The 22,809-nt window shown below is 56.4% G+C and carries 21 protein-coding genes; 18 read left to right on the top strand and 3 right to left on the bottom strand.

Annotation, left to right across the window (positions count from 1 at the left end):
* Positions 1 to 20 precede the first annotated feature (20 nt).
* From AC1RS8_RS06350 to AC1RS8_RS06305, 10 genes are all read left to right on the top strand, one after another.
* Positions 21 to 1,139 (top strand): quaternary amine ABC transporter ATP-binding protein, encoded by a 1,119-nt coding sequence (locus AC1RS8_RS06350; RefSeq protein ID WP_057714867.1) that lies wholly within the window; start codon positions 21 to 23, stop codon positions 1,137 to 1,139.
* Positions 1,136 to 1,984, top strand: a complete 849-nt coding sequence (locus tag AC1RS8_RS06345) for an ABC transporter permease (protein ID WP_489340589.1) — start codon at positions 1,136 to 1,138, stop codon at positions 1,982 to 1,984. The genes AC1RS8_RS06350 and AC1RS8_RS06345 overlap by 4 nt, the downstream gene beginning before the upstream one ends.
* Positions 1,981 to 2,832, top strand: coding sequence for an ABC transporter permease (locus AC1RS8_RS06340; RefSeq protein ID WP_057714865.1), 852 nt, complete (start codon positions 1,981 to 1,983; stop codon positions 2,830 to 2,832). Before AC1RS8_RS06345 ends, AC1RS8_RS06340 begins: the two co-directional genes overlap by 4 nt.
* Positions 2,833 to 2,844: 12 nt before the next feature.
* Positions 2,845 to 3,843 carry a 4-hydroxyproline epimerase gene (locus AC1RS8_RS06335; protein WP_489340590.1) on the top strand — a complete coding sequence of 333 codons (999 nt, stop codon included), beginning with the start codon at positions 2,845 to 2,847 and terminating at the stop codon, positions 3,841 to 3,843.
* A gap of 112 nt (positions 3,844 to 3,955) precedes the next feature.
* Complete coding sequence (locus AC1RS8_RS06330) at positions 3,956 to 4,939, top strand: GlxA family transcriptional regulator (protein WP_489340622.1); 984 nt, start codon at positions 3,956 to 3,958, stop codon at positions 4,937 to 4,939.
* Positions 4,940 to 5,215: 276 nt separating this feature from the next.
* Positions 5,216 to 5,938, top strand: coding sequence for a GntR family transcriptional regulator (locus AC1RS8_RS06325; protein WP_090455155.1), 723 nt, complete (start codon positions 5,216 to 5,218; stop codon positions 5,936 to 5,938).
* A 99-nt stretch (positions 5,939 to 6,037) separates the two neighbouring features.
* Positions 6,038 to 7,357 (top strand): NAD(P)/FAD-dependent oxidoreductase, encoded by a 1,320-nt coding sequence (locus AC1RS8_RS06320; protein ID WP_489340591.1) that lies wholly within the window; start codon positions 6,038 to 6,040, stop codon positions 7,355 to 7,357.
* A 172-nt stretch (positions 7,358 to 7,529) separates the two neighbouring features.
* Positions 7,530 to 8,861 (top strand): MFS transporter, encoded by a 1,332-nt coding sequence (locus AC1RS8_RS06315; RefSeq protein WP_218495877.1) that lies wholly within the window; start codon positions 7,530 to 7,532, stop codon positions 8,859 to 8,861.
* 95 nt (positions 8,862 to 8,956) lie between these two features.
* On the top strand, positions 8,957 to 9,862 hold the full coding sequence (locus AC1RS8_RS06310) for a dihydrodipicolinate synthase family protein (RefSeq protein WP_154909035.1): 906 nt from the start codon (positions 8,957 to 8,959) through the stop codon (positions 9,860 to 9,862).
* Positions 9,859 to 11,355, top strand: a complete 1,497-nt coding sequence (locus AC1RS8_RS06305) for an aldehyde dehydrogenase (protein WP_489338430.1) — start codon at positions 9,859 to 9,861, stop codon at positions 11,353 to 11,355. Before AC1RS8_RS06310 ends, AC1RS8_RS06305 begins: the two co-directional genes overlap by 4 nt.
* Before the next feature lie 309 nt (positions 11,356 to 11,664).
* Here the strand turns inward: AC1RS8_RS06305 and AC1RS8_RS06300 are convergent, their stop codons facing one another.
* Complete coding sequence (locus AC1RS8_RS06300) at positions 11,665 to 12,273, bottom strand: trimeric intracellular cation channel family protein (RefSeq protein WP_218495875.1); 609 nt, start codon at positions 12,271 to 12,273, stop codon at positions 11,665 to 11,667.
* A 463-nt stretch (positions 12,274 to 12,736) separates the two neighbouring features.
* On the opposite strand from AC1RS8_RS06300, the gene gabP reads away from it, so the two are divergent.
* The 5 genes from gabP (at position 12,737) to AC1RS8_RS06275 (ending at position 18,306) form a co-directional block, all read left to right on the top strand.
* On the top strand, positions 12,737 to 14,146 hold the full coding sequence (gene gabP, locus AC1RS8_RS06295) for a GABA permease (RefSeq protein WP_340311887.1): 1,410 nt from the start codon (positions 12,737 to 12,739) through the stop codon (positions 14,144 to 14,146).
* Between the two features lie 194 nt (positions 14,147 to 14,340).
* Complete coding sequence (locus AC1RS8_RS06290; protein ID WP_489338431.1) at positions 14,341 to 15,105, top strand: SDR family NAD(P)-dependent oxidoreductase; 765 nt, start codon at positions 14,341 to 14,343, stop codon at positions 15,103 to 15,105.
* Positions 15,106 to 15,186: 81 nt separating this feature from the next.
* Positions 15,187 to 16,419 carry an ethanolamine utilization protein EutH gene (eutH, locus tag AC1RS8_RS06285; protein WP_218495873.1) on the top strand — a complete coding sequence of 411 codons (1,233 nt, stop codon included), beginning with the start codon at positions 15,187 to 15,189 and terminating at the stop codon, positions 16,417 to 16,419.
* A 114-nt stretch (positions 16,420 to 16,533) separates the two neighbouring features.
* Positions 16,534 to 17,337: a response regulator transcription factor gene (locus AC1RS8_RS06280; RefSeq protein WP_489338432.1), complete on the top strand. Its 804-nt coding sequence runs from the start codon at positions 16,534 to 16,536 to the stop codon at positions 17,335 to 17,337.
* 42 nt (positions 17,338 to 17,379) lie between these two features.
* Positions 17,380 to 18,306: a 2-hydroxyacid dehydrogenase gene (locus AC1RS8_RS06275; protein WP_493162476.1), complete on the top strand. Its 927-nt coding sequence runs from the start codon at positions 17,380 to 17,382 to the stop codon at positions 18,304 to 18,306.
* A gap of 157 nt (positions 18,307 to 18,463) precedes the next feature.
* On the opposite strand, the gene AC1RS8_RS06270 is transcribed toward AC1RS8_RS06275, so the two are convergent.
* Positions 18,464 to 19,786, bottom strand: coding sequence for a DUF1329 domain-containing protein (locus AC1RS8_RS06270; RefSeq protein ID WP_489338434.1), 1,323 nt, complete (start codon positions 19,784 to 19,786; stop codon positions 18,464 to 18,466).
* 330 nt (positions 19,787 to 20,116) lie between these two features.
* Between AC1RS8_RS06270 and AC1RS8_RS06265 the strand changes: the two genes are divergently transcribed.
* Both AC1RS8_RS06265 and AC1RS8_RS06260 read left to right on the top strand, forming a co-directional pair.
* The gene (locus AC1RS8_RS06265; RefSeq protein WP_340311891.1) at positions 20,117 to 20,347 is read left to right on the top strand and encodes a hypothetical protein; all 231 of its coding nucleotides are present in this window, start codon (positions 20,117 to 20,119) and stop codon (positions 20,345 to 20,347) included.
* A gap of 191 nt (positions 20,348 to 20,538) precedes the next feature.
* A complete protein-coding gene (locus tag AC1RS8_RS06260) occupies positions 20,539 to 20,970 on the top strand; it encodes a GFA family protein (protein ID WP_340311892.1) in 432 nt (143 codons plus the stop codon).
* On the opposite strand, the gene AC1RS8_RS06255 is transcribed toward AC1RS8_RS06260, so the two are convergent.
* The gene (locus AC1RS8_RS06255) at positions 20,929 to 22,206 is read right to left on the bottom strand and encodes an MFS transporter (RefSeq protein WP_489338435.1); all 1,278 of its coding nucleotides are present in this window, start codon (positions 22,204 to 22,206) and stop codon (positions 20,929 to 20,931) included. The genes AC1RS8_RS06260 and AC1RS8_RS06255 overlap by 42 nt on opposite strands.
* A gap of 134 nt (positions 22,207 to 22,340) precedes the next feature.
* On the opposite strand from AC1RS8_RS06255, the gene AC1RS8_RS06250 reads away from it, so the two are divergent.
* Entirely contained in the window at positions 22,341 to 22,799 is a 459-nt protein-coding gene (locus tag AC1RS8_RS06250) for a winged helix-turn-helix transcriptional regulator (RefSeq protein ID WP_489338436.1), read from the top strand.
* The last annotated feature ends 10 nt before the right edge of the window (positions 22,800 to 22,809 follow it).

The following is a 22,809-nucleotide window of genomic DNA, read 5'->3' as shown; positions in this document are numbered from 1 at the left end:
TGGTTCGACGGGTACGAAAAATGACAACGCCCAACATTGATACCAACGAAGTGCTGATAGATTGCCAGTCAGTCTGGAAAATCTTCGGGAAAGCCGCACCTGCTGCGATGAATGCCGTCGTTCAGCAGGGGCTCACCAAGACTCAGATCCTGCAAAACTACGGCTGCGTGGTCGGGGTCTCGGATGTCAGTCTCCAGGTTCGCCGGGGAGAGATCTTCTGCATCATGGGATTGTCAGGCAGTGGCAAATCTACGCTGATAAGGCTGTTGAACAAACTCATCACACCCAGCGCCGGCAAGATCGTAGTCAAGGGCAAAGAACTCTCGTCCTTGAATGCCGCACAACTGCGTGAGGTGAGGGCACGTCATATCGGGATGGTTTTTCAGAGCGTTGCGTTGCTGCCTAACCGTACGGTTCTGGAGAACACGGCGTTTGGACTGGAAGTACAAGGCGTGGGCAAGGCCGAGCGCTACAAGGTTGCCGAGCAGGCCTTGGCCAAAGTCGGGTTGAGCGACTGGATGTCGCGCTACCCCAGTGAATTGTCCGGGGGCATGCAACAACGGGTAGGGCTTGCCCGGGCAATTACCGCAGACCCGGAAGTGATCCTGATGGATGAGCCTTTCAGTGCGCTCGACCCGTTGATTCGCCGGCAGTTGCAGGATGAGTTCCGCCAACTGACCAAGGAACTGGGCAAGTCTGCTGTATTCATCACTCACGATCTGGACGAAGCGATTCGTATCGGCGACCGGATCGCGATCATGAAGGACGGCGCGATCATTCAGGTGGGAACTGCCGAGGAGATCGTCCTCAACCCCGCGGACGATTACGTCGCGGAATTTGTCGCCGGTATCTCCAGGTTGCATCTGGTCAGGGCAAATTCCGTCATGACGCCCGTGGAGTCATTCAAGGTAGCAAACCCCGGCTGCGACATCGCCCGGCTCATCAAAACCTCAGTCGATGCGGATATCAACGAGCTTATCGGCTTGACGATGAAGTCCGAGCGCGACGCACTCGCTGTGGTTGATAACGGAGTGGTAGTGGGGATCATTACGCCGCGTGATTTACTGCGTGGCGTCCAAGGTATTCCAAACGAGTTCGCGGTATCGAAGGCCGCCACTGCACTGGAGGCCTCAACATGAGCACGCCTGACTTTTCCAACCAATTCGATTCGGTCGTCGACTCGAGCCTTGAATGGCTAATGGACAATGGAGAGTCCGTGTTCGACACGACCAATGCGTTTTTGAAGGGCGTTTACGAAGGCGTGCAGTGGTGCATCGCCTACCCACCTTACTACGTCATTGCGATAGGCATTGCCCTGATCGGCTGGCGGGCTGTCGGTTGGCGTTTCGCGATCCTTACCGGGCTGGCCTTGTTGTTTTGTGATGTCATTGGTTTATGGTCAGAAACAGTCAGCACGCTTGCCCTGGTGCTGACATCTACCGTGCTCGCCTTGGTGGTGGCGATTCCATTGGGCGTGCTGGCGGGGCTCGCGCCTTCATTTGATCGGGTCGTGGATCCGTTCCTGGATCTGATCCAGACCATGCCGCCCTACATCTACTTGCTGCCGGCCATTGCGTTGCTGGGCTATGGCACCGCCACGGCACTGTTGGCGACTTTTATCGTGGCTGTGCCACCCGCCATGCGCCTGACCTCCCTGGGGATTCGCATGACGCCAAAAGAGTTCATCGAACTGGGGGACGCCAGCGGCGTCACCGGATGGCAGATGTTCTTCAAGATCCGCCTGCCGTTTGCCATACCAAGCATCATGGCCGGGGTCAATCAAAGTCTGATGATGGCCTTCGGCATGGTGGTCATCGCCGGCATCGTCGGTTCCGGCGGCCTGGGTGAATCGATCTATGGCGCTGTTCGCACGCTGGACATCGCCAAGTCGATCAATGCCGCCATTGCCATCGTGATCCTGACCATGATTCTGGATCGATTGGCGCAGAGCGCCGCACGTTCCCGGATGGGAGAATCGAAATGAGTTCAGCAGAAATCCATTTTTCACCAGGCGCATTTCTCGCACCCGCCGTCGATTGGCTCAACGCCAATTTGCATGGGCTGTTCAAAGTCATCAGCCAGGTGATCGAGGCGGTACTGGGCGGCGTTGAGGGTGCATTGCTTGCGCCGCATCCCTATGCCCTGATCGGTGGGGTAGTGGTGTTGGCATTGTTTTTTGCCAACAAGAAAGTGGCCCTGTTTGCCGGGTTGATGTTGGCATTCTGCCTGTTCTCCGGGCTGTGGGTCGCGTCCATGCAGACCATTGCCCTGGTCTCGGTTGCGGTGCTGATTTCGGTATCCATCGCCTTTCCGCTCGGCGTTCTGGCAGCACGGGTGAAGCGGGTCGACGAGGCGTTCTTGCCGATCCTCAACATCATGCAAACCGTACCGCCTTGGGTTTACCTGATCCCGGCCGTGATGCTGTTTAGCCTGGGACGGGTGCCCGCGATCATTGCGACCATCGTCTACGGCATTCCACCGATGCTCAGATTGACGACCCTTGCCTTCAAGCAACTGCCCAAGGAGTTCCTTGAACTGGGCCAGGCCATCGGTGCTTCGCCAAGGGCGATACTGTTCAAGATCGAATTGCCGACTGCCGCGCCGACGCTGTTGGTGGGACTGAACCAATGCATCCTCCTGTCGCTGGCAATGGTGGTGTTGGCAGGCCTGGTGGGGGCGGGTGGACTGGGTGCTGAAGTCACCCGAGGCCTCACAAGGATGGAGATGGGGTTGGGCCTGCGTGCCGGCCTGGCGATCGTCGCTGTCGCACTCCTTCTGGATCGGCTGTCTCGCGGCGCGTTGCAGCGTCACTCCCCGCGCAAACTCGTGTAAGAGATTTCCAGAATGAGACGTAGCTTTTTTTGTGTTGATTCCCATGCGTGCGGGAACCCGGTTCGCGTCGTCACGGGTGGCGGGCCATTGCTGCCATCCGTGTCGATGGCGGAGCGACGCGAAATATTCGTTCGCGATCATGACTGGGTGCGCACGGCGTTGATGTTTGAGCCGCGAGGGCACGACATCATGTCCGGCGTGATCATCTATCCATCCTCCCGTGAGGATTGCGACTTCGGCGCCTTGTTTATCGAGGTTAGCGGGTGCCTGCCCATGTGCGGGGCGGGCACCATCGGATTATCTACGGTCGTCATCGAAGAAGGCCTGGTCACGCCTCGCGAACCTGGTCGGCTGGCCATCGAGACACCGGCAGGTCGCGTGGATGTCGACTACACCATGAACGGTGAATATGTTGACTCCATCCGCCTGTTCAACGTGGCCAGTTATCTGCACCGCGCCGATGTGGTGGTGGATGTGCCTGGTGTTGGCGAGCTTGTGGTAGACATTGCCTACGGCGGTAATTTTTACGCAGTGGTCGAGCCGCAGGAAAACTGGCCGGGTTTGAACGGATTGACCACGGCAGACATCGTCAGCCTGAGTCAGAAGCTGCGCGCCGCCTTGGCTGAAGTCAGTGACCCCGTGCATCCAGAGAACAGCAGGATCAGTGGCGTTCACCATGTCATCTGGTGTGACGAGGAACACTCGACGGCAGCAGACGGGCGCGGTGCAGTATTCTACGGTGACAAGGCGATTGATCGCTCGCCCGGTGGCACAGGTACTTCGGCACGAATGGCGCAACTGTTTGGCAAAGGACGGTTGAAGATCGGGGACACGTACCGCAACGAAAGCCTGATCGGTACGATCTTCGAAGGAAAAGTCGAAGCGTCGGTGAAAGTGGGAACCTTTGACGGTATCAGGCCAAGTATCGGTGGCTGGGCGCAGATCACCGGACACAACACCATTTTTGTGGATGACAAAGACCCCCTTCGTCATGGCTTTCAGCTGGCTTGACGCGGCAGGAGTGGCGTCAGGATGATGGGCTTCTCAACGCTACAAATGACGCATTCTCGAACGTAATAGAGTGGATCGAAGATTGATCGAAAGACGCCAGTTTAGCGGAGGCATGAAGGGGAAGAATCTTCGCTATGTGAATGACAACCCCAACCAGCCGACGCAAATGGTTCGAGCCGGATTTCTGTTGCTCGAACATTTCTCTTTACCTGCGTTCACCCAGGCGCTGGATACGATTGTCACCGCGAATCTACTGCGTCCCAAGCTGTTCTCGTCCCAGACGTTCGGCTTGAACGACGGGGAGGTCATCAGTGACCTGGGCCTGGTCATCCGGCCAGATGCCCGTATCAATTGTTCGGTACTTCAAGACCTGGACATGCTGGTCATTTGTGGCGGTTACCGGACAGAGCTCAGGGCTACCGATGAGTTCATACAGTTACTCAAGACAGCTGCGGGCCTGGGCATCACGCTCGCCGGATTGTGGAATGGTGCATGGTTCCTGGGGCGCGCCGGATTGCTCACGGGTTACCGTTGCGCCATACATCCTGAGCACCGTCCCGCACTCGCCGAGTTCTGCAAGGCGACACAGGTCAGCAGTGAGCCTTATGTGATAGACCGAGACCGGCTTACAGCCTCCAGTCCTTCCGGGGCATTCCACATGGCGCTGGACTGGATCAAGGGGCTGCACGACAAAGCGCTGGTCGAAGGCATCGAGGACATTCTTGCTTTTGAAGAGTCTCGCTACCGGCGCATCAAGCCGACAGAAAACATCTGTTTGAGTGCGCCGCTACGGGAGGTGGTCAAGCTGATGGATGCCAACCTCGAAGAGCCCCTGGAACTGGAGCAACTGGCGGCCTACGCCGGCCGCTCACGCCGGCAACTCGAACGCCTGTTCAGGGAGCAGTTGGGCACTACACCGCAACGCTATTACCTGGAGTTGCGCATCACCGAAGCGCGTCGGCTCCTGCAGCACACGGAGCTCTCCCAGGTCGATGTGCTGGTTGCCTGTGGCTTTGTTTCACCCAGCCATTTCAGCAAGTGTTACAGCTCCTACTTTGGCTATCGCCCGTCGAAGGAAGTTCGTCTGGTCAAGTAAAGAAACCCCATTGATTTGATGCTCACGGCGCTCTCCATCCGCCATTTATGAGTCGAGTGCGCTCAGGGTATGCCTGGGCGTGCCAATGCCTGTTTTTGCCAAAATCCGGCGCCCTGATGCCACCCTAAATCCGCCTCCCAAAAACCACCCGTCGATTCGGGATGAAGGCTGTTTTGAATGTGTATTTTAATTGTAGACACAAAGAATAACGTTGTTTTATAGTGAGAATACAGGTAGTAGACAGCGTTCACTCACCCGTACAAAGGTTTCTAATAAATGGCTACCAAAGAACTCGATCTGCAAGCCACCGCGGATCTGCCCGTTGACCGTAAAGCTGTGCTGGGAGAGGCGTTGCGTCGCCGGATCCTGAGCATGGAGCTGGCACCTGGCGCAGTCGTTGACGAACTGGCCTTGTGCGACGAGTTCGGCCTTTCCCGACCACCTGTGCGCGAACTCATGCGGCAGATGGCGGCCGAGGGATACATCGATCTTGAGGCGAACCGTGCCGCCCGCGTGTCGTCGATGAGCTACCAGTCGCTCAGAAGCTTTTTCCTGGCAGCCCCGTTGATTTACATCGCCACCACCCAATTGGCGGCCGCCCATGCAACGCCATCGGAGATTGCAGAGCTCAAGCGCATCCAGGCGTTCTTCCGCACGGCCATCGAAGAGAAAGATGTAGAGAAGCGAGTGCTCTACAACGACGAGTTCCATCTGCAGATCGGCAAGATGGCTCACAACGCTTACTTGATGCCAAGCCTGCAACGCCTGCTGATCGACCATGCGCGGCTGGGGAAGATCTTCTATCGCCATCCCACGACAGTGGACATGCAAGAAGACCTGGAAGTGGCGGCGCAACAACATGACGAAATGATCAGTGCCATTGAAAACCATGATCAGGTTCTGGCGGGAGATATCGTGCGCGCGCATCTGGAATTGTCGCGACGTCGTATGTCCGAGTACGCCGCGCCGGAAGGGTTGGATGTGGCACTTACCTACTAAAAAGCAGTACCGATGCCACTTGCATGAACAGTGTGACGAGAACGTGCAGAAGGGACGCTTTTAGTAACTACAAATACAAAAGAGCCCAGGTCGCGAAAAATGGCAAAAATCAGATACACACCTGCAGATGACTCTACATGCGGCTGGTTCCACCTTAGCCAGCCGAGAGTGGCCCGTGCGCCCCACTCGGGCATCCGCTCGGCCCGTTGGGTCGTGCTGGGTGCCGGGTTTACCGGGCTTGCGGCAGCTCGGCAACTGGCGCTGAATTTTCCGGATGACGAGATTGTCCTGATCGAGGCCCAGGAGGTCGGTTACGGGGCCTCCGGCAGAAATGCCGGCTTCGCCATCGACCTGCCACACGATATCGGTGCCGATGACTATATCGGCGATATCGATACGGCAAAAATCAGTATGGCGTTGAACCTGACAGGGCAACACATTCTGAAGAGCCTCGTGGAAAAACACCGGATCGACTGTCAGTTGCGCATGTGCGGGAAGTATCAGGCGGCTATTGAAGACCGGGGTATCTCTGTTCTGGATGCTTATCGCCGTGGGCTGGACAAACTCGGTCAAGAATACGAAATGATCGAAGAGAAGGACTTGCCGGATCACATCGGCACGCCTTTCTATCGCAAGGCACTGTTCACCCCGGGCACAGCTCTCATCCAGCCGGCCGCCTTGGTAAAGGGCTTGGCCGACAGCCTGCCGGCCAACGTGACGCTTTATGAAAATACGCCGATTACCGACGTGGAGTACGGCGACAAAACCATCCTCACCCATAAGAACGGTCGTATTGTTGCGGACAAGTTACTGCTGACCAATAACGCGTTCGCCATGAGCTTCGGTTTTTTGAAAGGGCGCATGCTGCCGATCTTTACGTACGCAAGCCTGACCCGGCAGCTCACGGAAGATGAGCAGGCACGCTTGGGAGGTCGGCCTTATTGGGGTGTTATTCCTGCCGATCCTTTCGGCACTACATTGCGCCGGACAACGGATAACCGCCTGTTGGTGCGCAACAGCTTCAGCTTCAATGCCGATGGACGCAGCCATCAGAAATACCTGGAGCGGTTTATCCAGCGACACAAGGATTCGTTTGATCGCAGATTCCCCATGCTCCCCGATGTCAATTTCGAATACACCTGGGGCGGGTCGCTAGCGTTGTCGCGCAACCACATGGCGCACTTCGGGCAACTGGCCAACAACGTCTATGGTGCACTGTGCTGCAATGGACTGGGCGTGACCCGTGGCACGGTGACAGGCACCTTGCTGGCAGACTGGCTGGCAGGCAAGAAGGACCCACTGATCGATTTTCTGTTGTCGTCCCCAGGGCCTAACAGAAACCCACCGGAACCCTTACTTTCAGCAGGCGTGAATATGAACTTGCTATGGGGACAGTGCCGGGCAGGGAAAGAAAGCTGATTTCGTAACACTCTGACAGGCAAGTTAAACGTTAAGTAATTGGTTAGAAGTTTTTAGCTTATTGGTTAGTCCATTAAGGCTGATGGTTTCTTATCGAGGCGGCTTTGATTCGCCCGGATTTTGGGTTTGAGCTTCAGCCCTTTGAATGACCGAAGCGGAATAGGAGACAATAATGACAAGTCCTAATACCTCTATTGAGGATGTTCCTCTCAATAATTTCCATCGTTTACTGACCGCCCGCTCCGGGGGCGGGTCATTTGTAGACGGTTATGTACTGAGCATTATCGGTATAGCGATGATGCAAATAACATCCGCCCTGAACTTGTCGGAGTTCTGGCAAGGAATGATTGCCGCATCGGCACTCATGGGGGTGTTTTTTGGCGGTTTCATCGGTGGCTGGTTGACCGACAGGCTGGGTCGCAAAAAGGTTTATTTCGTTGGGCCTACGCTGTTCATCGTTTGCTCGTTGGCACAGTTCTGGGTTGAGTCAGCACCGGTATTGTTCGCCCTCAGATTTATCATCGGTCTGGCGGTGGGCATTGAATATCCAGTGGCCACGTCGTTGTTGGTCGAGTTCCTGCCGAAGAAACAACGCGGTCCCAGGCTCGCGGCGCTGACCATCCTGTGGTTTGCCGGTGCGGCATTTGCCTACGTTGTCGGTACATCAATCCTCAATGTGGGCGGAGATGACGCCTGGCGTTATGCGCTGGCGAGTGCCTCTGTCATCGGGCTGTTGCTGCTATTGCTGCGTGTCGGCACCCCGGAGTCCGCGCGCTGGCTCTTGAGCAAGGGGCGCGAGGCTGATGCAGAGCGCGTGATCAAGCATGTGTACGGTCAGCACTATTCGCTTCGCGATCTCCCTGAGGAGCCAGACCAGAAAAAAACGTCATTCCTGGATTTGCTTCATTCCGGATATGGGAAACGGTTGTTCTTTGTTTCCGTCTTTTGGTCATGCTCGATCATTCCTGTTTTTGCAGTCTATGCGTTCGCCCCCAAGGTTCTCCTGGCGTTGAATTTGAAAGGGGAGTGGGCCTCATACGGTTCCATGATCATCACGATGCTGTTTGTGGTCGGTTGTGTGCTCGCGACAAGGCTGATCAACACGATTGGCCGACGCTGCATGCTTATTCACAGCTTTCTATGGTCGGGCCTGGCGCTGTTGGGCTTGGCGACTTTTTCACACAGCAATGAAGTACTGGTGCTCTTCCTGTTCGGTGCCTACGCGGTATTTATCGGTGGAGCACAAGTTCTGCAGCTTGTTTATCCGAACGAGTTGTTCCCTACAGAGGTTCGCGCATTTGCCGTAGGCATCGGAACTTCCCTTTCCCGAGTGGGAGCAGCGGTTGGCACTTACCTGGTACCTGTTTCGCTACAGACCCTGGGTATCGGCAACACGATGTATGTGGCCGCCGTGGTCACCTTTATCGGGCTGATGGCAGCTTGGGCCATGGCACCTGAAACACGTTCGTTGAACTTGCGCGACGCAGCGGCGCTGAGCAGTTGAGAAGCTGCAACTGAGCCGTAAGCGATGAGTTGTCCCTGATAAATGGCGGTGGACGCCAGGTTGAATAACATTCCCTTAGTAATGGAGAGGCAATCATGAAATTCGAAGGCATTTATACCCCGGCAATTACTCCTTTGACCGCGAGCGGTGAAATCGACAAGGCCGCTTTCGCCGACGTGCTGGAGTATCTGATCGAGTCGAAAGTGCACGGCATTATCATTGGCGGTTCGACCGGCGAGTACTACGCCCACACCTCTCAAGAGCGTATCGAACTGGCGACCCAGGCTAAAGATGTGATCGGCGCACGACTGCCACTGGTGATTGGTACCGGTGCAATCCGCACTGAAGACTCCGTCGAATATGCCAAGGCCGCTCGCGAGATCAAGGCCGATGCGATTCTGGTGGGCTCTCCGCCTTATGCATTGCCTACCGAGAAAGAAAACGCCATCCATGCGCTGACCGTGGATCGTGCCGCCGGCTTGCCGATCATGCTCTACAACTACCCGGCACGCATGGGCGTCAGCATGGGGCCGGAGTATTTCGCGGCCGTTGCCGAAAGCAAAAACATCGTGGCCATCAAGGAAAGCTCCGGCGACATGGCGCAAGTCCATCGCCTGGCACGGGAATACCCGAACATCAGCCTGTCCTGCGGCTGGGATGATCAGGCGCTGGAGTTCTTCGCCTGGGGCGCACGCAGCTGGGTTTGCGCCGGATCGAACTTCATTCCCCGTGAGCACGTTGCGCTCTACGAAGCCTGTGTCGTGGAAAAAGACTTCGATAAAGGCCGCAAGATCATGAGCGCCTTCATGCCGCTGATGGACTTCCTGGAAAGCGGAAAATTCGTGCAGTCGATCAAGGTTGGCTGCGAGTTGAACGGCCTTCGCACTGGCGGTGTACGTTCGCCTCTGCAACCTCTGTACGAACACGAGAAACAGGCCTTGCAGGACATCATCACCACTCTGAAACGTGACGTCGCCCAGGTGACCGGGAGCGCAAAATGACTGGCCTTCTCAGCGCGGCAGAATATGCCGCCATCGCTCGGGACCTGAAGTTCCCGACTCAGTCGTTCGTCAACGGTGAGTCCTACACATCGGTGTCGGGCAAAACCTTTACGACAACCAACCCGGCGACCAATGACGTGCTGGCCGAGATCACGGCCTGCAACGCTCAAGACGTTGACTTCGCGGTGGCCAAGGCCAAGGAAGCCTTCGAAGATGGTCGCTGGCATAAACTGAGCCCTGGCGAGCGCAAGAAGGTGTTGCTGCGCTTTGCCGATCTGCTGGAGCAGAACTCCCACGAGCTTTCTGTCCTGGAAAGTCTGGATAGCGGGAAACCCGTTCGCGAGTGCCAACTCACGGACGTTCCGGAAACCATTCACATGATCCGCTGGCATGCGGAGTTGATCGACAAGATCTACGACAGCACCGCACCGGTCGGTTCCGGCGCGTTGAGCCTGGTGGTGCGTGAAGCCATCGGGGTCGTCGGTCTGGTGCTGCCCTGGAACTTCCCGCTGCTGATGCTGGCGTGGAAAATCGGCCCATCGCTGGCCGCGGGCTGCTCCATCATCGTCAAGCCGGCCAAGGAAACCACCTTGACGGCTCTGCGTGTCGCCGAACTGGCTCATGAAGCAGGCGTGCCCGCCGGTGTGTTCAACGTGCTGTCCGGCGGGGGCGGTGAAGTGGGCGAGCCGCTTGGCCGCCACATGGACGTGTCCATGGTCAGCTTCACTGGCTCGACAGCCACCGGGCGCCGGTTCCTTAACTACGCGGCGGATTCGAACCTCAAGCGCATTGTGCTGGAGTGTGGCGGCAAGAACCCTGCAGTGGTGATGAATGACGTTGAAGACCTGGATCTGGTCGCAAGCCACGTCGTCAATGGCGCATTCTGGAACATGGGCGAAAACTGCTCGGCTTCCTCACGCTTGATCGTGCATGCGGACATCAAGGACGAGTTGTTGAAGCGCATCGGCGTGCAGATGCGCGAATGGAAAATGGGCAATCCACTGGATCCGGACAATCGCCTTGGTGCCATGGTCAGCAAAGCGCATTTCGAGAAGGTTCGTTCCTACCTCGAGCAAGCGGCCGTCGAGAAACTGGACGTTGTGTTTGGCGGCAACACCGAGCGCGATATCTTTGTCGAGCCTACCGTTGTCGATGGCGTAGGTGTCGACAGCCGACTGTTCCAGGAAGAGATCTTTGGCCCTGTATTGGCGGTCACCACGTTCAACACCGTTGACGAAGCCATCGCTCTGGCCAATGACTCGGTGTATGGCCTGGCGGCATCGGTGTACACCGACAACCTGCGCAACGCCATCAAGCTCTCGCGCGAAATTCGCGCGGGGATTGTGACGGTCAACTGCTTCGGTGAGGGTGATGCTTCCACGCCGTTTGGTGGATACAAGGAGTCCGGGTTTGGCGGGCGCGACAAGTCAATCTGGGCCCACGATCAGTACACCGAAATCAAGACCATCTGGATCGACGTCTCTGAGCGGTAATCTACCGAACGGATGACAGCAGTATGCACACTCATCCCGAATACCACGAATGTCGGGATGAGTGCTGCATCAAGCAATGGCAAAAAAACTGATAATGGCGACACTTGGATTTTCCAGCTTTCCAGCTTTCCAGCATTCATTGCCTTATTGGATGTTGCAATATTTCGCGATCGCATCCGTTTTTCAGAATCGTTTTTGCTGATTCTCGTCACATTGGGTTTAATCCTTGTAACGCATTCATTCGGTCTCGGCAATCAGGGCACCCTAGCGCTTCTATGGGGATTAGGGGCCGGTCTTGTCTTTGCTTTGCTAGCCCTGTTTGGTGGAGAAGATCGCCGGCATCTGGAGATGCTTGTAGATGGCGAGAAACCTCAAGCCGAAGGTAAAAATCAACGCAATCCAGCCGGCGATCCAGATCGAGGGGAATACGTTGCGCAGCAGAACATAGAGCGTGCATCCCAGCAAAATTGGCGTGGCATAAATGTCACGTGACATCAGCAGTGAGACTCTTCCGGCCAGGACATCCCGCGCGATGCCGCCTCCAATACTGGTCAGCACTCCCATCATCACTGCCAATGGCGCTGCGAGATGTAATGCCAGGACTTTCTCGGTAGCGGCCAATCCGAACAGCGCTGCAGCTAACCCATCGAGATAAAGCAACAGACGGTAACGCTGTTGTAGTCTTTTGGTCAGAAAAAACGCCAGGAGTGCTGCAAGCAAAGCGGCCCAAATGTAATTGAAGTCGGCAATCCAGAAGATCGGAAGATCCAGTAACAGATCGCGCAGGGTACCGCCGCCAATAGCCGTGATGATTCCGAGCACCACAGCACCAAACAAATCGACATCGGCTTTCTTGATGGCCAGCACACCTGTGATGGAAAACACCGCAATACCCAGCATTTCCTGAAGATAAAGCATCTTGTATTCCCTTCTCAGGTGACCCGGCGGTAGAACCGCGTTGATGAGTAAGACAATGCGAATTTCGACTTCGTTACATATAACAATAACTGAACTTTTAAAGGGCGTCTTTCTAAACTAGTGCCTTAGTGCAGGAAGTTTTTTATTGATGCGCTGGCGAGGCGTTGTGTCGCAAACAGATAAGCGAATGACGTACCCAGTCGATTCGGCGACTCAGGGCAAGCCGTAGCATCGTGGCCGTCATAAGGATTTGCATTGTGATGATTCTTAAAGTTACAAGAGGTGCATTATGCATGACTATAAAACCCCAGATTTTTAAATCTCGTTCTTTCCAGCCTGACCCTCACGTTCCACAGCATTAGAAATACGCTGTTCTCAAAGTTCAGAGTTGATACTTGCAAACATATTTGCAAGTCACTGAATTGCGGCAGCTCGCCTCCAAAAAAATAACAAGGGCTCACTAATGTCAACTAACAGCAAACTAACAACGGATGACAATCTGGCCGCTGGCTTCAAACAGCGGCATGTCACCATGCTTTCCATTGCCGGCATCATCGGCGCGGGGCTTTTTATCGGCTCGGGCCACGCCATCGCGGCAGCCGGGCCATCAGCGATCGTCGCCTACGCCTTGGCGGGGCTGCTGGTGGTACTGGTGATGCGAATGCTCGGCGAGATGGCGGTCGCCAGTCCCGATACGGGCTCGTTTTCCACCTATGCCGACCGCGCCATCGGACCTTGGGCCGGCTTTACCATTGGTTGGTTGTATTGGTGGTTCTGGGTGTTGGTGATTCCGCTTGAAGCCATTGCCGCTGGCGTTGTGCTCAACAGCTGGTTCCCTCAGGTCGAAACATGGGTGTTCGCGGTAGGCGTAACCGCTTTGCTCACCCTGACGAACCTCTTCAGCGTCGCCAAATACGGCGAATTCGAGTTCTGGTTCGCCATGGTCAAGGTGATAGCCATCGTCTCCTTCATTGCGCTTGGAGCCTGTGCCATTGCTGGGGTTTTACCCGGTCGGGAAGTCAGCGGTGTCAGTCGTCTAGTGACTGAGTTCGGCGGCTTCATGCCCAACGGTTGGGAAGCCATCATCGGCGCGTTGCTGACCACCATGTTCAGTTTCGTCGGCACGGAAGCGGTCACTATCGCAGCGGCGGAATCGAAGGATCCGGCTAAAAATATCGCCCGGGCGACCAAGTCGGTCATCTGGCGAATCTGCATTTTCTACCTGCTCTCGATTTTTGTGATCATTTCCGTGGTGCCATGGAATGACCCGTTGCTGCCAGTGCAAGGGTCGTATCAGCGAGCGTTGGAGATCATGAATGTACCCTTCGCGAAAACCATCGTTGATATTGTGGTGTTGTTTGCCGTTGCCAGTTGCTTGAACTCCGCGATCTACATCTCCTCCCGAATGGTCTATTCGCTGAGCAAGCGTAATGAAGCGCCTGGCTTTCTACAGCGCACGTCATCGGCCGGCGTACCGCGGGGTGCCGTGATCGCCAGTACGGTAATCGGTATCGCCACAACAGCATTGAATTTCTTTGCACCGTCGCAGGTGTTCGCGTTCCTGCTCGCCAGTTCCGGTGCCATTGCCCTGCTGGTGTATCTGGTGATTGCGTTCTCACAATTGCGCATGCGAGCGAAGCTGGAAAAATCCAGTGCCCGGATCGAATTCAAGATGTGGTTGTTCCCTTGGCTGACGTGGCTGGTCATCGGTTTTATCGTTTTCGCCTTGGGCGTCATGGTCGCGATGCCCGCGCACCGTAGCGAGGTGCTTTCTACCGGGGCCTTGACGATCGTGATCATCGCATTGGGGCTGATGAATACTCGTCGTCACGCCCAAAAGACGGCCTGGTCGTCCGCTTCAGCAAAGTCGTAATTCATTAGAAATTGCCCCCCCTGATCGAGCAGCGACGGCAAGCCAGTCGCTGCTCGATATCTTTCAGTACTAAAAAACAAGTAAAAACAATAGGTTGAAGTCTTGTATATCGGTCGATATATGGACGTGTCCTGTCGCTGGCACTTAGCTTGAAATCGCAAACTTCACTTCGATTTCAATAAGGAAAACCAAAAATGGGTCGACTGGTAGGCAAAGTAGCGTTGATCAGTGGTGGGGCAGGGGGTTGTGGCCTGGCCGTTTCGGAATTGTTTGCCAGGGAGGGCGCGAAGGTCGCGATCCTGGATCTGCCAACCAGCCAGGGCGAAGCGGTCGCCGCGCGAATTAACGCGTCTGGCGGCGTAGCCTGTTTCCTGCCTGCGGATGTGTCGGTGGCCGATCAGGTCAATCGCGCTGTCAGGCAAGCCGAGGAGCGCTTTGGCGCCATTACGGTGTTGATGAACCATGCCGGGACGATTTCCGCCGGGCCGTTCCTGGAAACCAGCGAGGCCGACTGGGATCGCCTGATGAGCATCAACGTCAAGAGCATGTTCCTCGTCACCAAGGCTGTCCTGCCGGGGATGATCGAGTCGGGCGGTGGCAGCATCATCTGCACCTCTTCTATCTCCGGTGTGGTCGCTACGCCCATGGAAGTCTTGTACTGCACCACCAAAGGGGCCTGCCATATGTTCTCGCGGGCCATCTCGGTCGAGTACCGCGATCGAAACATTCGCAGCAATGCCATTTGCCCTGGGTTTATCAGTACCGCCCATGGCCAGCGCGAGCTTGATCTGCTTCGCCGGTTTGGCGTGGACGCTAGCGACGAGGCAATCGGGGCGATGCAGGGGCGTCTGTGTGAGCCCGGCGAGGTGGCATCTGCGGCTCTGTTCCTGGCCAGCGATGATTCAAGCTTCGTCAACGGCACGCATCTTTTCGTCGATAACGGATACACCGCGCTCTGAGCCGGAACACTGACCACCAATAATAAATTCGTTTGCACCTGAATTCTGCCAAACAAAAACTCTTAAATAGCAGAGGCAGCAATGGAACATATAGGTACGTATGTCATTTATATCATCATGGTGTGCGCCGTTATTGGCGGCATAGCCTCCATCGTCAATGCAGAGTCCGAACTCGGAAAGGAATTCAACGCAGGTATCCACAGCATTGGACCGATCTTCCTGCCTGTGGCAGGGATCATGGCCGCCATCCCCTTCATCTCCAGTTTCATAAGCCAGGTCCTGGCTCCGATGTTTCTCGCCATGGGCGCGGATGCGGGTATCGCCGGGCCGATATTCATCGCCTCTGATCTGGGTGGGTATCAATTGGCTCATGCCCTGTCCCAAAGCCCCGAAGGCTGGATCCTGGGGCTGATAACCGGGTTCCAGTCCGGCTCGACCGTGATCTTCGTCATCCCCGTTGGCCTTGCGATGCTTAACAAGGCCGATCACAAGTACATGGCGCTAGGCATCATGGCGGGCCTGCTGAGCATTCCGATCAGCATCATCATTATTGCAATGGGCATGCAGTTTCTTGGACTGGGTGTAAGGCCGGACATTGCCACGGCGGGCGAGGCCACTCAGGCATTGCATTTCAATCTTGGCATGCTGGTTCAGAACCTGATGCCGTTGATTCTGTTCTGCGGTGCACTGGCCGCCGCATTGCGCTACTTCCCGAACCTGATGGTGCTGTTGTTCTTGAGGCTTGGTCAGGTCGTATACGGTGTCGTGACCCTGGTATTGGTGGCCTCGATCGTCGAGTACTTCACCTCGTTCTTCAGTTCGGTATTCGGCACTTGGGGTTTCGCCCCCATCATTGCCGACAAGGAAGATCAATTCCGGGCGCTCGAAATCGCAGGTTATGTCGGCATCATGTTGTGCGGTGCCTTCCCGATGGTCTACCTGATCAAGCGTTTCCTTTCAAAGCCCATAGAGAAAGTGGCCGCTGTATTGGGGCTTTCTCCTATGGGCGCGGCAGGTCTGCTCGCGGCTTCGGCGAACATACTGGCGATGTTCCGCTTGGTGGCCGACATGCCGCCCAAGGACAAAGTACTGGTGATTGCCTTTTCCGTTTGTGCAGCGTTCACCTTTGGCGACCATCTGGCTTACTCCGCCAACTTCCAGCCTTCGCTCATTCTTCCCCTGATCATCGGCAAACTCAGCGGCGGCCTGATCGGCATGATGCTTGCCTATTGGCTTGCGGTGCCCAAGGCGCTGGAACTGGGCGAGAAGGACATCAAGGAGAGTGGACTCGGCGCTGCCCCTGAGTTGACCTGAGACCTGCGGTTCCCGGGTTGAGCTCGAAGTCACGCACGATGGCCTGGCATGCTGTCGTGCGTTTACATTTGCGCCATTGGGAAGTTCCATTTTTGCAGAACAAGTGTGGTCAATATGAAAGCCAGTGACGCGAAAATGCTCTCAACCCTGATCAGTGCCGTGGGCTCGGAGCGGATGGGCGCGTCCATTGATTCAGCGCTGAGAAGTATCCTGGGCTTCGATATGAGCTGCGGCTATCTGTTCCGCTTCAATCACCCGCCCATCCTGATACACAACGGGTACAACAAGTCGGTGCCGGAGAAAACGCTGAATGCCTACATTCGAGGCGGCTACCTGCTAGACCCGTTCTATGTCGCTTGCATCAATAATCATCCAGCCGGCCTCTGGCGGATGAGGGATTTGGCACCCGACACTTTCTTTTCTTCGGGGTTTTCAATCTCCAAGGATCTGCATCCCTGCGTGTCGTCCGAGCATGGCACGCTGATAGAAGAAATTGGCTTCATCATTCCCGTCCAGGCACGAGTCGCCATCGTTTATTCGATGATGAGGAACCTCAGGAATGGAGCCTTCCTGACCGGGGAAATGAATGCGCTGGAAACACTGGCACCGGTTATCAATTCGTTGCTGGAACTGCATTGCCGGCTCAAGCACAGCGATTTTTACATGGGCTCGGAAAGTACCGAGGCGAGATCCGAAGATGCGTTCGTTCACATCCTCCAGGGACAGCTTACGGAGACCCAGCGCTATATCGCGAAACTGATCCTGCAAGGCCATAGCAATACGTCGATTGCCGCCGTGCTGAACATATCGGAAGGCACCGTGAAGGTTCACAAGCACAATATTTACCAGCGCCTCGATATTTCCACGAACGCCGAGCTTTTTCGGCGGTTCATCAACTATCTGACGGGGCCACTCTGAAAAAACAGTGGTTGTTTCCCGATTGCGGACAAGGAGCTTTCAATGTGCATCCTGTACATGGCAGACCCGGCCGATGCGCAGAAGTGGCGTGATTGCCTGTCATCGATGGCGCCTGAACTGGAGTTCCGCGAATGGCCTGATGCAGGTAACCCGGCAGAGGTGCGTTACCTCCTGGCCTGGGAGCCTCTCCCCAAATTTGCTGATCAGTTTTGCAATCTTCGAGTCCTTTACGCTGCGGGGGCTGGCGTCGATCAGTTCGATCTGGCCGGTTTGGCGGCAGGGGTCTCGCTCGTCCGACTGGTTGATGACTCGATGGCCGGCATCATGGCCGAGTATGTTTTGTTTGCCGTCCTTGCCCTGCATCGAGACATCCTCGCGTATCAGCAGGATCAACGCGAAGGACGCTGGCAACCCAGGCCAATCGTGCTTGGTTCGCAGCGGCGAGTTGGCGTCATGGGGCTTGGTAATCTGGGGCGAGCTGCGCTTGGTCGTCTTCAACCATTGGGATTTCAACTCAGTGGCTGGAATCGCTCCTTGAAGGATGTTCCTGGAGGGCGTTGTTATGTCGGACCTGGGCAACTGGATGAGTTTTTAGCTCAGTGCGACATCGTTGTGAACATGTTGCCGCTGACCCCCGAAACAAAGGGCATACTCAATGCTGCAACGCTAGCTCGACTGCCTCAGGGAGCGGGGCTGATCAACGTGGGGCGTGGTGCCCACCTGGTTGAGCAAGATCTGCTTGCAGCGCTCAATGAAGGCCGCGTGGGAGGCGCAGTGCTGGACGTCCTGACACAGGAACCTGCGTCCCCGGGCAACCCTTTTTGGAAACACCCTCGAGTACTGTTGACCCCGCACATCGCGAGTGATGTGCAGATTGAAGGGGGTGTGGCAGTGATCGTCGAGAACCTTCAGAGAGAGCGAGAGGGTAGACCATTCTTGAATGAGGTTGATCGTTTCAAGGGTTATTAGAGTCCCGTTTTTCAAGGACAAACGCTAGGGTTGGCGTGTTGCAATCGCTCCTTATCTGCACGAAAACATTCACCCGAAATCTCAAGCCCCCTGGTTCTTTTGAACCTGGGGGCTTTGCTATTCATCGGTCATGCATGATCGGGAGTTCGCCGCGGACCTAACGGATACCGGCACCCGCCATGGATTCTGGCACCCACTGCGCCGTCGATAGCGGCTCGATGTAGCGGATGCCGCCATGGGGGCCCACCACGCCATTAATGTTGTAGGTGCCTTTGGACAGGTCGTAAGTCATGAAAGGGGTGGCGTCCGGGACCTGCTGGTCGTAGCTCTGGCTGAAGAACGCGAAGGAGCCGCGGTATAGCTGGCCACTGGTGTCGTACTGATCGGAGGCCACCGCGGCCCAGGTGTCTTCATCCAGGTAGAAGCGGCGCTTCTGGTAGATGTGCTTCGCCCCCGGCTTGAGGTTGCCCTCCACGACGTAGACCCGGTGCTTTTCCCAACGTACGAAGTCCGGGGAAATGAAGTCAGGCGTGGTCAGCGACTTGGCAGCGCGAGCGTAGGTGAGTTTGTAAGTGTTGTAGGGCACGATCATTTCCTGCTTGCCCACCAGCGTCCAGTCGTACAGCTCGAGTGCACGAGCGGTACCGGGGTTGGGGGTGTCGTAGGCCAGGATCGAGATCTGTTTGACGCGGCGCTGGGCAGGCATGTACTGCCAGGCGCGGCCAGGGAACTCCGCCGGGTTGGTCGCGTTCTTGAGCATGATCGATTCGCCGGCTCGGCGCGCAGGTCCGGTATAGGACAGTTTCAACTGATAGTAGATGTCGGAGCTGTTGAACGGTTTCGACAGGTTCTCGTAGATCGGGAAGGAGACGAATGCCTCGCCGGTGACCGCCAGGCTCGGTACACCCGCCGTGTCGACGCTCCAGGAGTCGTACTTGGAGTGGATGTTGACGCCTTGGTAGCGCAGCAGGAAATTCCACATCGCTTCGGCGCCGGATTGCGGAATCGGGAAAGGCACCCCAGGCATCACATTGTCGATGGCGATCCCGCCGTTGAGGGACCTGGCGTTGGTGGCATTTCTGCGGCTGTTGTCCAGTACCGCCTGTGGGAGCGATGCCGTGCGGTGGGTCGGATAGACGTCGACGCGAAAGGCGGGGTAGCGCTTGGCCAACGCTACAGTGGTGGCGGTCAGCATGCCTTTGTAAGCTTCGACGTTCTTGCCGTTGATCACCAGCAACGGTCTTTCGCCCGCGAAGGGGTCCGGGCGCATGCTGTCGCCGGTCTTGAAACCGGGCGGCGCAGTGGTCAGGCCACCGTTGTAGGGCGGAATGGAACCGTCGGCATTACCGGCCTTTTCGGCTCCCACCCACGTCAGGCTGGTGCCCAGCCGGGCGGCTTCCTGGCTCGATACATAGGCGTGGGCATCGATCGCCAGCGCCATGAGGGGTACGGCAGCCAGAAGACTTTTCACGAATGTCATATTGTTATTCTCCTGCCTGGCGTACCAGGCAACTCGTGACTCAGGCGCAGCAGTCGCTTACGTCGACTCATCACCAGAGACTTTTTCAGTACTGCCATTAGATAGCCCCCTTATCAGGGGCGCTTTTCATTCGACGACAGCCCCTTGGCTATTGATGACAGGCCTGGGCTGTCTCGGCGGGCGTTCGATGGGGGAGTGACTGTCACTTGTTTGTATTTTTCAGCGGAATCATTGGGTTACCGAATGGTCATAGCTATGTCTGAACACTGCCCGGACGAAGGTTTCGAGCAGCCATGACCCTTCCATACTTCCGACGTTTAGGACGTTCATATGAATCGCGCAGTAATCTTGATCGTGGCCATTTCCAGCGCCGTCTTGTTGGGAGGGTGCGGCCCGCACTGGGATGACGGAGAGCGGTACGGGCGATATCACGATCATGACCATCGACGTGGTTACGACCAGAGAGGGGACGATGATCAAGGTTATGACCGTGACTATGATCGTCGTGACTATGATCGCGATCACCGTCGCTACCGTGATCGTGATGACAACGACGACTGATAGGTTCAACGTCATTGAAATGCAGGGGGGCTAGTGGGGAGCTGCGTAAAATAGGGGCAGGAAAAGCCCAAGGTTATCATTTTGCCAAGCCGACGTGGCAACAGGGGGCCAGTAACAGGACAGTCCCCCTTTTCCAGTACCAACCCACTAACCGGCAAATACGGATGAAGCATTTTTCAAGGGAGATACTCATGGCATCAGGGCAATGTCTTTGCGGGGCGGTACGTTTTTCCCTGGCGGTTGAACCCCGATTTTTCTATCGCTGCCATTGCACCCTGTGCCGCAAGCAAACCGGGGTTGGCCATAATCTTGCCACGCTGGTCAACGCTCGCGACTTCCGGTGGGAGGAAGGGCAAGGGACGATCACGGGGTGGCGCAAACCCAGCGGGTACAGAAATGACTTTTGCTCACGATGTGGCTCGACCGTGCCTAATGTTCTTCGCGAAACGCCTTACTACTGGATTCCGCTTGGACTTCTCGATGGCGAGTTGAGCATGGAGTGTGTTGGAGATTTCTGCACCGATGATGCTATGTCGTGGGATGAACAACGCTCGGCAAAAAGTCATTGCGCAGCCCCGGATTCACTGGGGTTTCTTCTGCATGAGTTGCAGGTCGATGCTTGACTCAGGCGCGAGGTCGGCTTTGGGACCCGTTGACAGTTGGAAGGTGAACAACCACAGCACCAGGGCCGTGACACTGATCGAAGCGCCCAGCAAGCTGACGGCAACCCACCCCCATAGCGCATAAACCTGCGTCGCGGCGGCGGCACCCAGCGCGCTGCCCACCGAGTAAAAGCACATGTAGGCGCCTACCATGCGGCTATGGGCGTCGGGCCGTGCCGCGAAAATCAGGCTCTGGTTGGTGACGTGTACGGCCTGCACAGCGAAGTCGAGCAAGACCACTCCACAAGCCAGCGCGATCAGTGACGACTGTGCAAAGGCGATGGGCAGCCAGGACAGCGTCAGGATCGCCAGCGAAATACCGGTGACGCGTTGCCCCAAACCCTGGTCGGCCCAGCGCCCGGATCTTCTGGCCGCAAGGGCGCCGGCGACGCCCGCCAGGCCAAACAGGCCGATGACCGTGTGCGAAAGCGACAGTGGTGGGGCGCTCAACGGCAGCACCATGGATGTCCAGAGCACGGAAAAAGCGGCGAAGATCAACAAGGCCAGCAGGCCCCTGATGCGCAACACCGGTTCGGTCATGAACAGCGTGAAGAGTGAGCGGATGAGTGCCGGATAGGTGTATCGACTGCGTGGCGTCACTGCCGCAGGCAACACTTTCCAGAACACCGCCGCGAGGGTCAGCATCAATCCCGAGGAAACGAAATACACGGCGCGCCAGCCCGCCAGATCGGCGATCAGCCCGGAGGTGAAGCGCGCCAGAAGAATGCCCAGGACAATGCCACTGGTGACGGTTCCCACGGCCTGGCCACGTTGTGACGGCGTTGCCAGCGCGGCGGTGCAGGCCACCAGCACTTGAACCATCACGGCCAGCAAACCCACGGCGATCATGGCCCCCAACAGGGTCAGCCATTGCTGTGCGGCGCCGACTCCCGCCAGCGCAATCGCAGACAGCAGCATTTGCGTCAGAATCAGCCCTTTTCGGTTTAACAAGTCGCCCAGAGGGACGATGAACAGCAACCCCAGCGCGTAACCGACTTGAGTCGCCGTCACCACAAACCCGATCATTGATGGGGCAACATCAAGGCTGCGGGCCATTGAATCGAGTAAAGGTTGTGCGAAGTAGACGTTGGCGACGGCAAGCGCGCAGGTGACAGAAAATAGAAACGTGAGTTGCGCAGACAGCCCCGAAGCCTGCGCGAGGAAAGGATGGGTGGCTGAATCGGTATCTGCTTTCACGTGAGCCTCCGTGGCGCTAAACTGGTTTCAATTAGCAACTGGATTCATTGTTATCGAATCAGGTTTCATATTGCAACCACATTGCTCAAGACCGGTCGACGGACTTGGCAGTCGTTATCCAAAAGGTAAACACGATGGTCGTAGACCCTTTATCGCAAAGCAGCGAATGCCCGGTAGCACGAACACTGGAAGCCATCGGGGATCGTTGGTCGCTCATGATCATTCGCGACGCGTTTGACGACATTCGCCGATTCAGCGAATTTCAAAAAAGTCTGGGGGTGGCCAGGAACATTCTGGCATCGCGCCTGAAGACGTTGGTTGAGGTCGGTGTATTCGACGTTCAACCGGCGTCGGATGGAAGTGCCTACAAGGAATACGTCCTGACGGAGAAAGGGCGTGAGATCTTTCCTGTGGTGGTCAGTATGAGGCAGTGGGGCGAACGGTTTCTGTTCACGGGGGACGAGACGCGTTCAGTGCTGTTGGACAATGAGTACGGCCAGTCCCTGATGCCGATTGAAGTTCGCTCCTCGAGCGGCCAAAAACTCGGACCGTCCGACTGCCACAGAGTGAGGGTGGTTGCCGGCGAGTCGTGAATCGAACGGT

This window comes from Pseudomonas sp. GW821-FHT12A04 (genome assembly GCF_058807755.1).
This window is presented reverse-complemented; position numbering and strand designations above follow the sequence as displayed.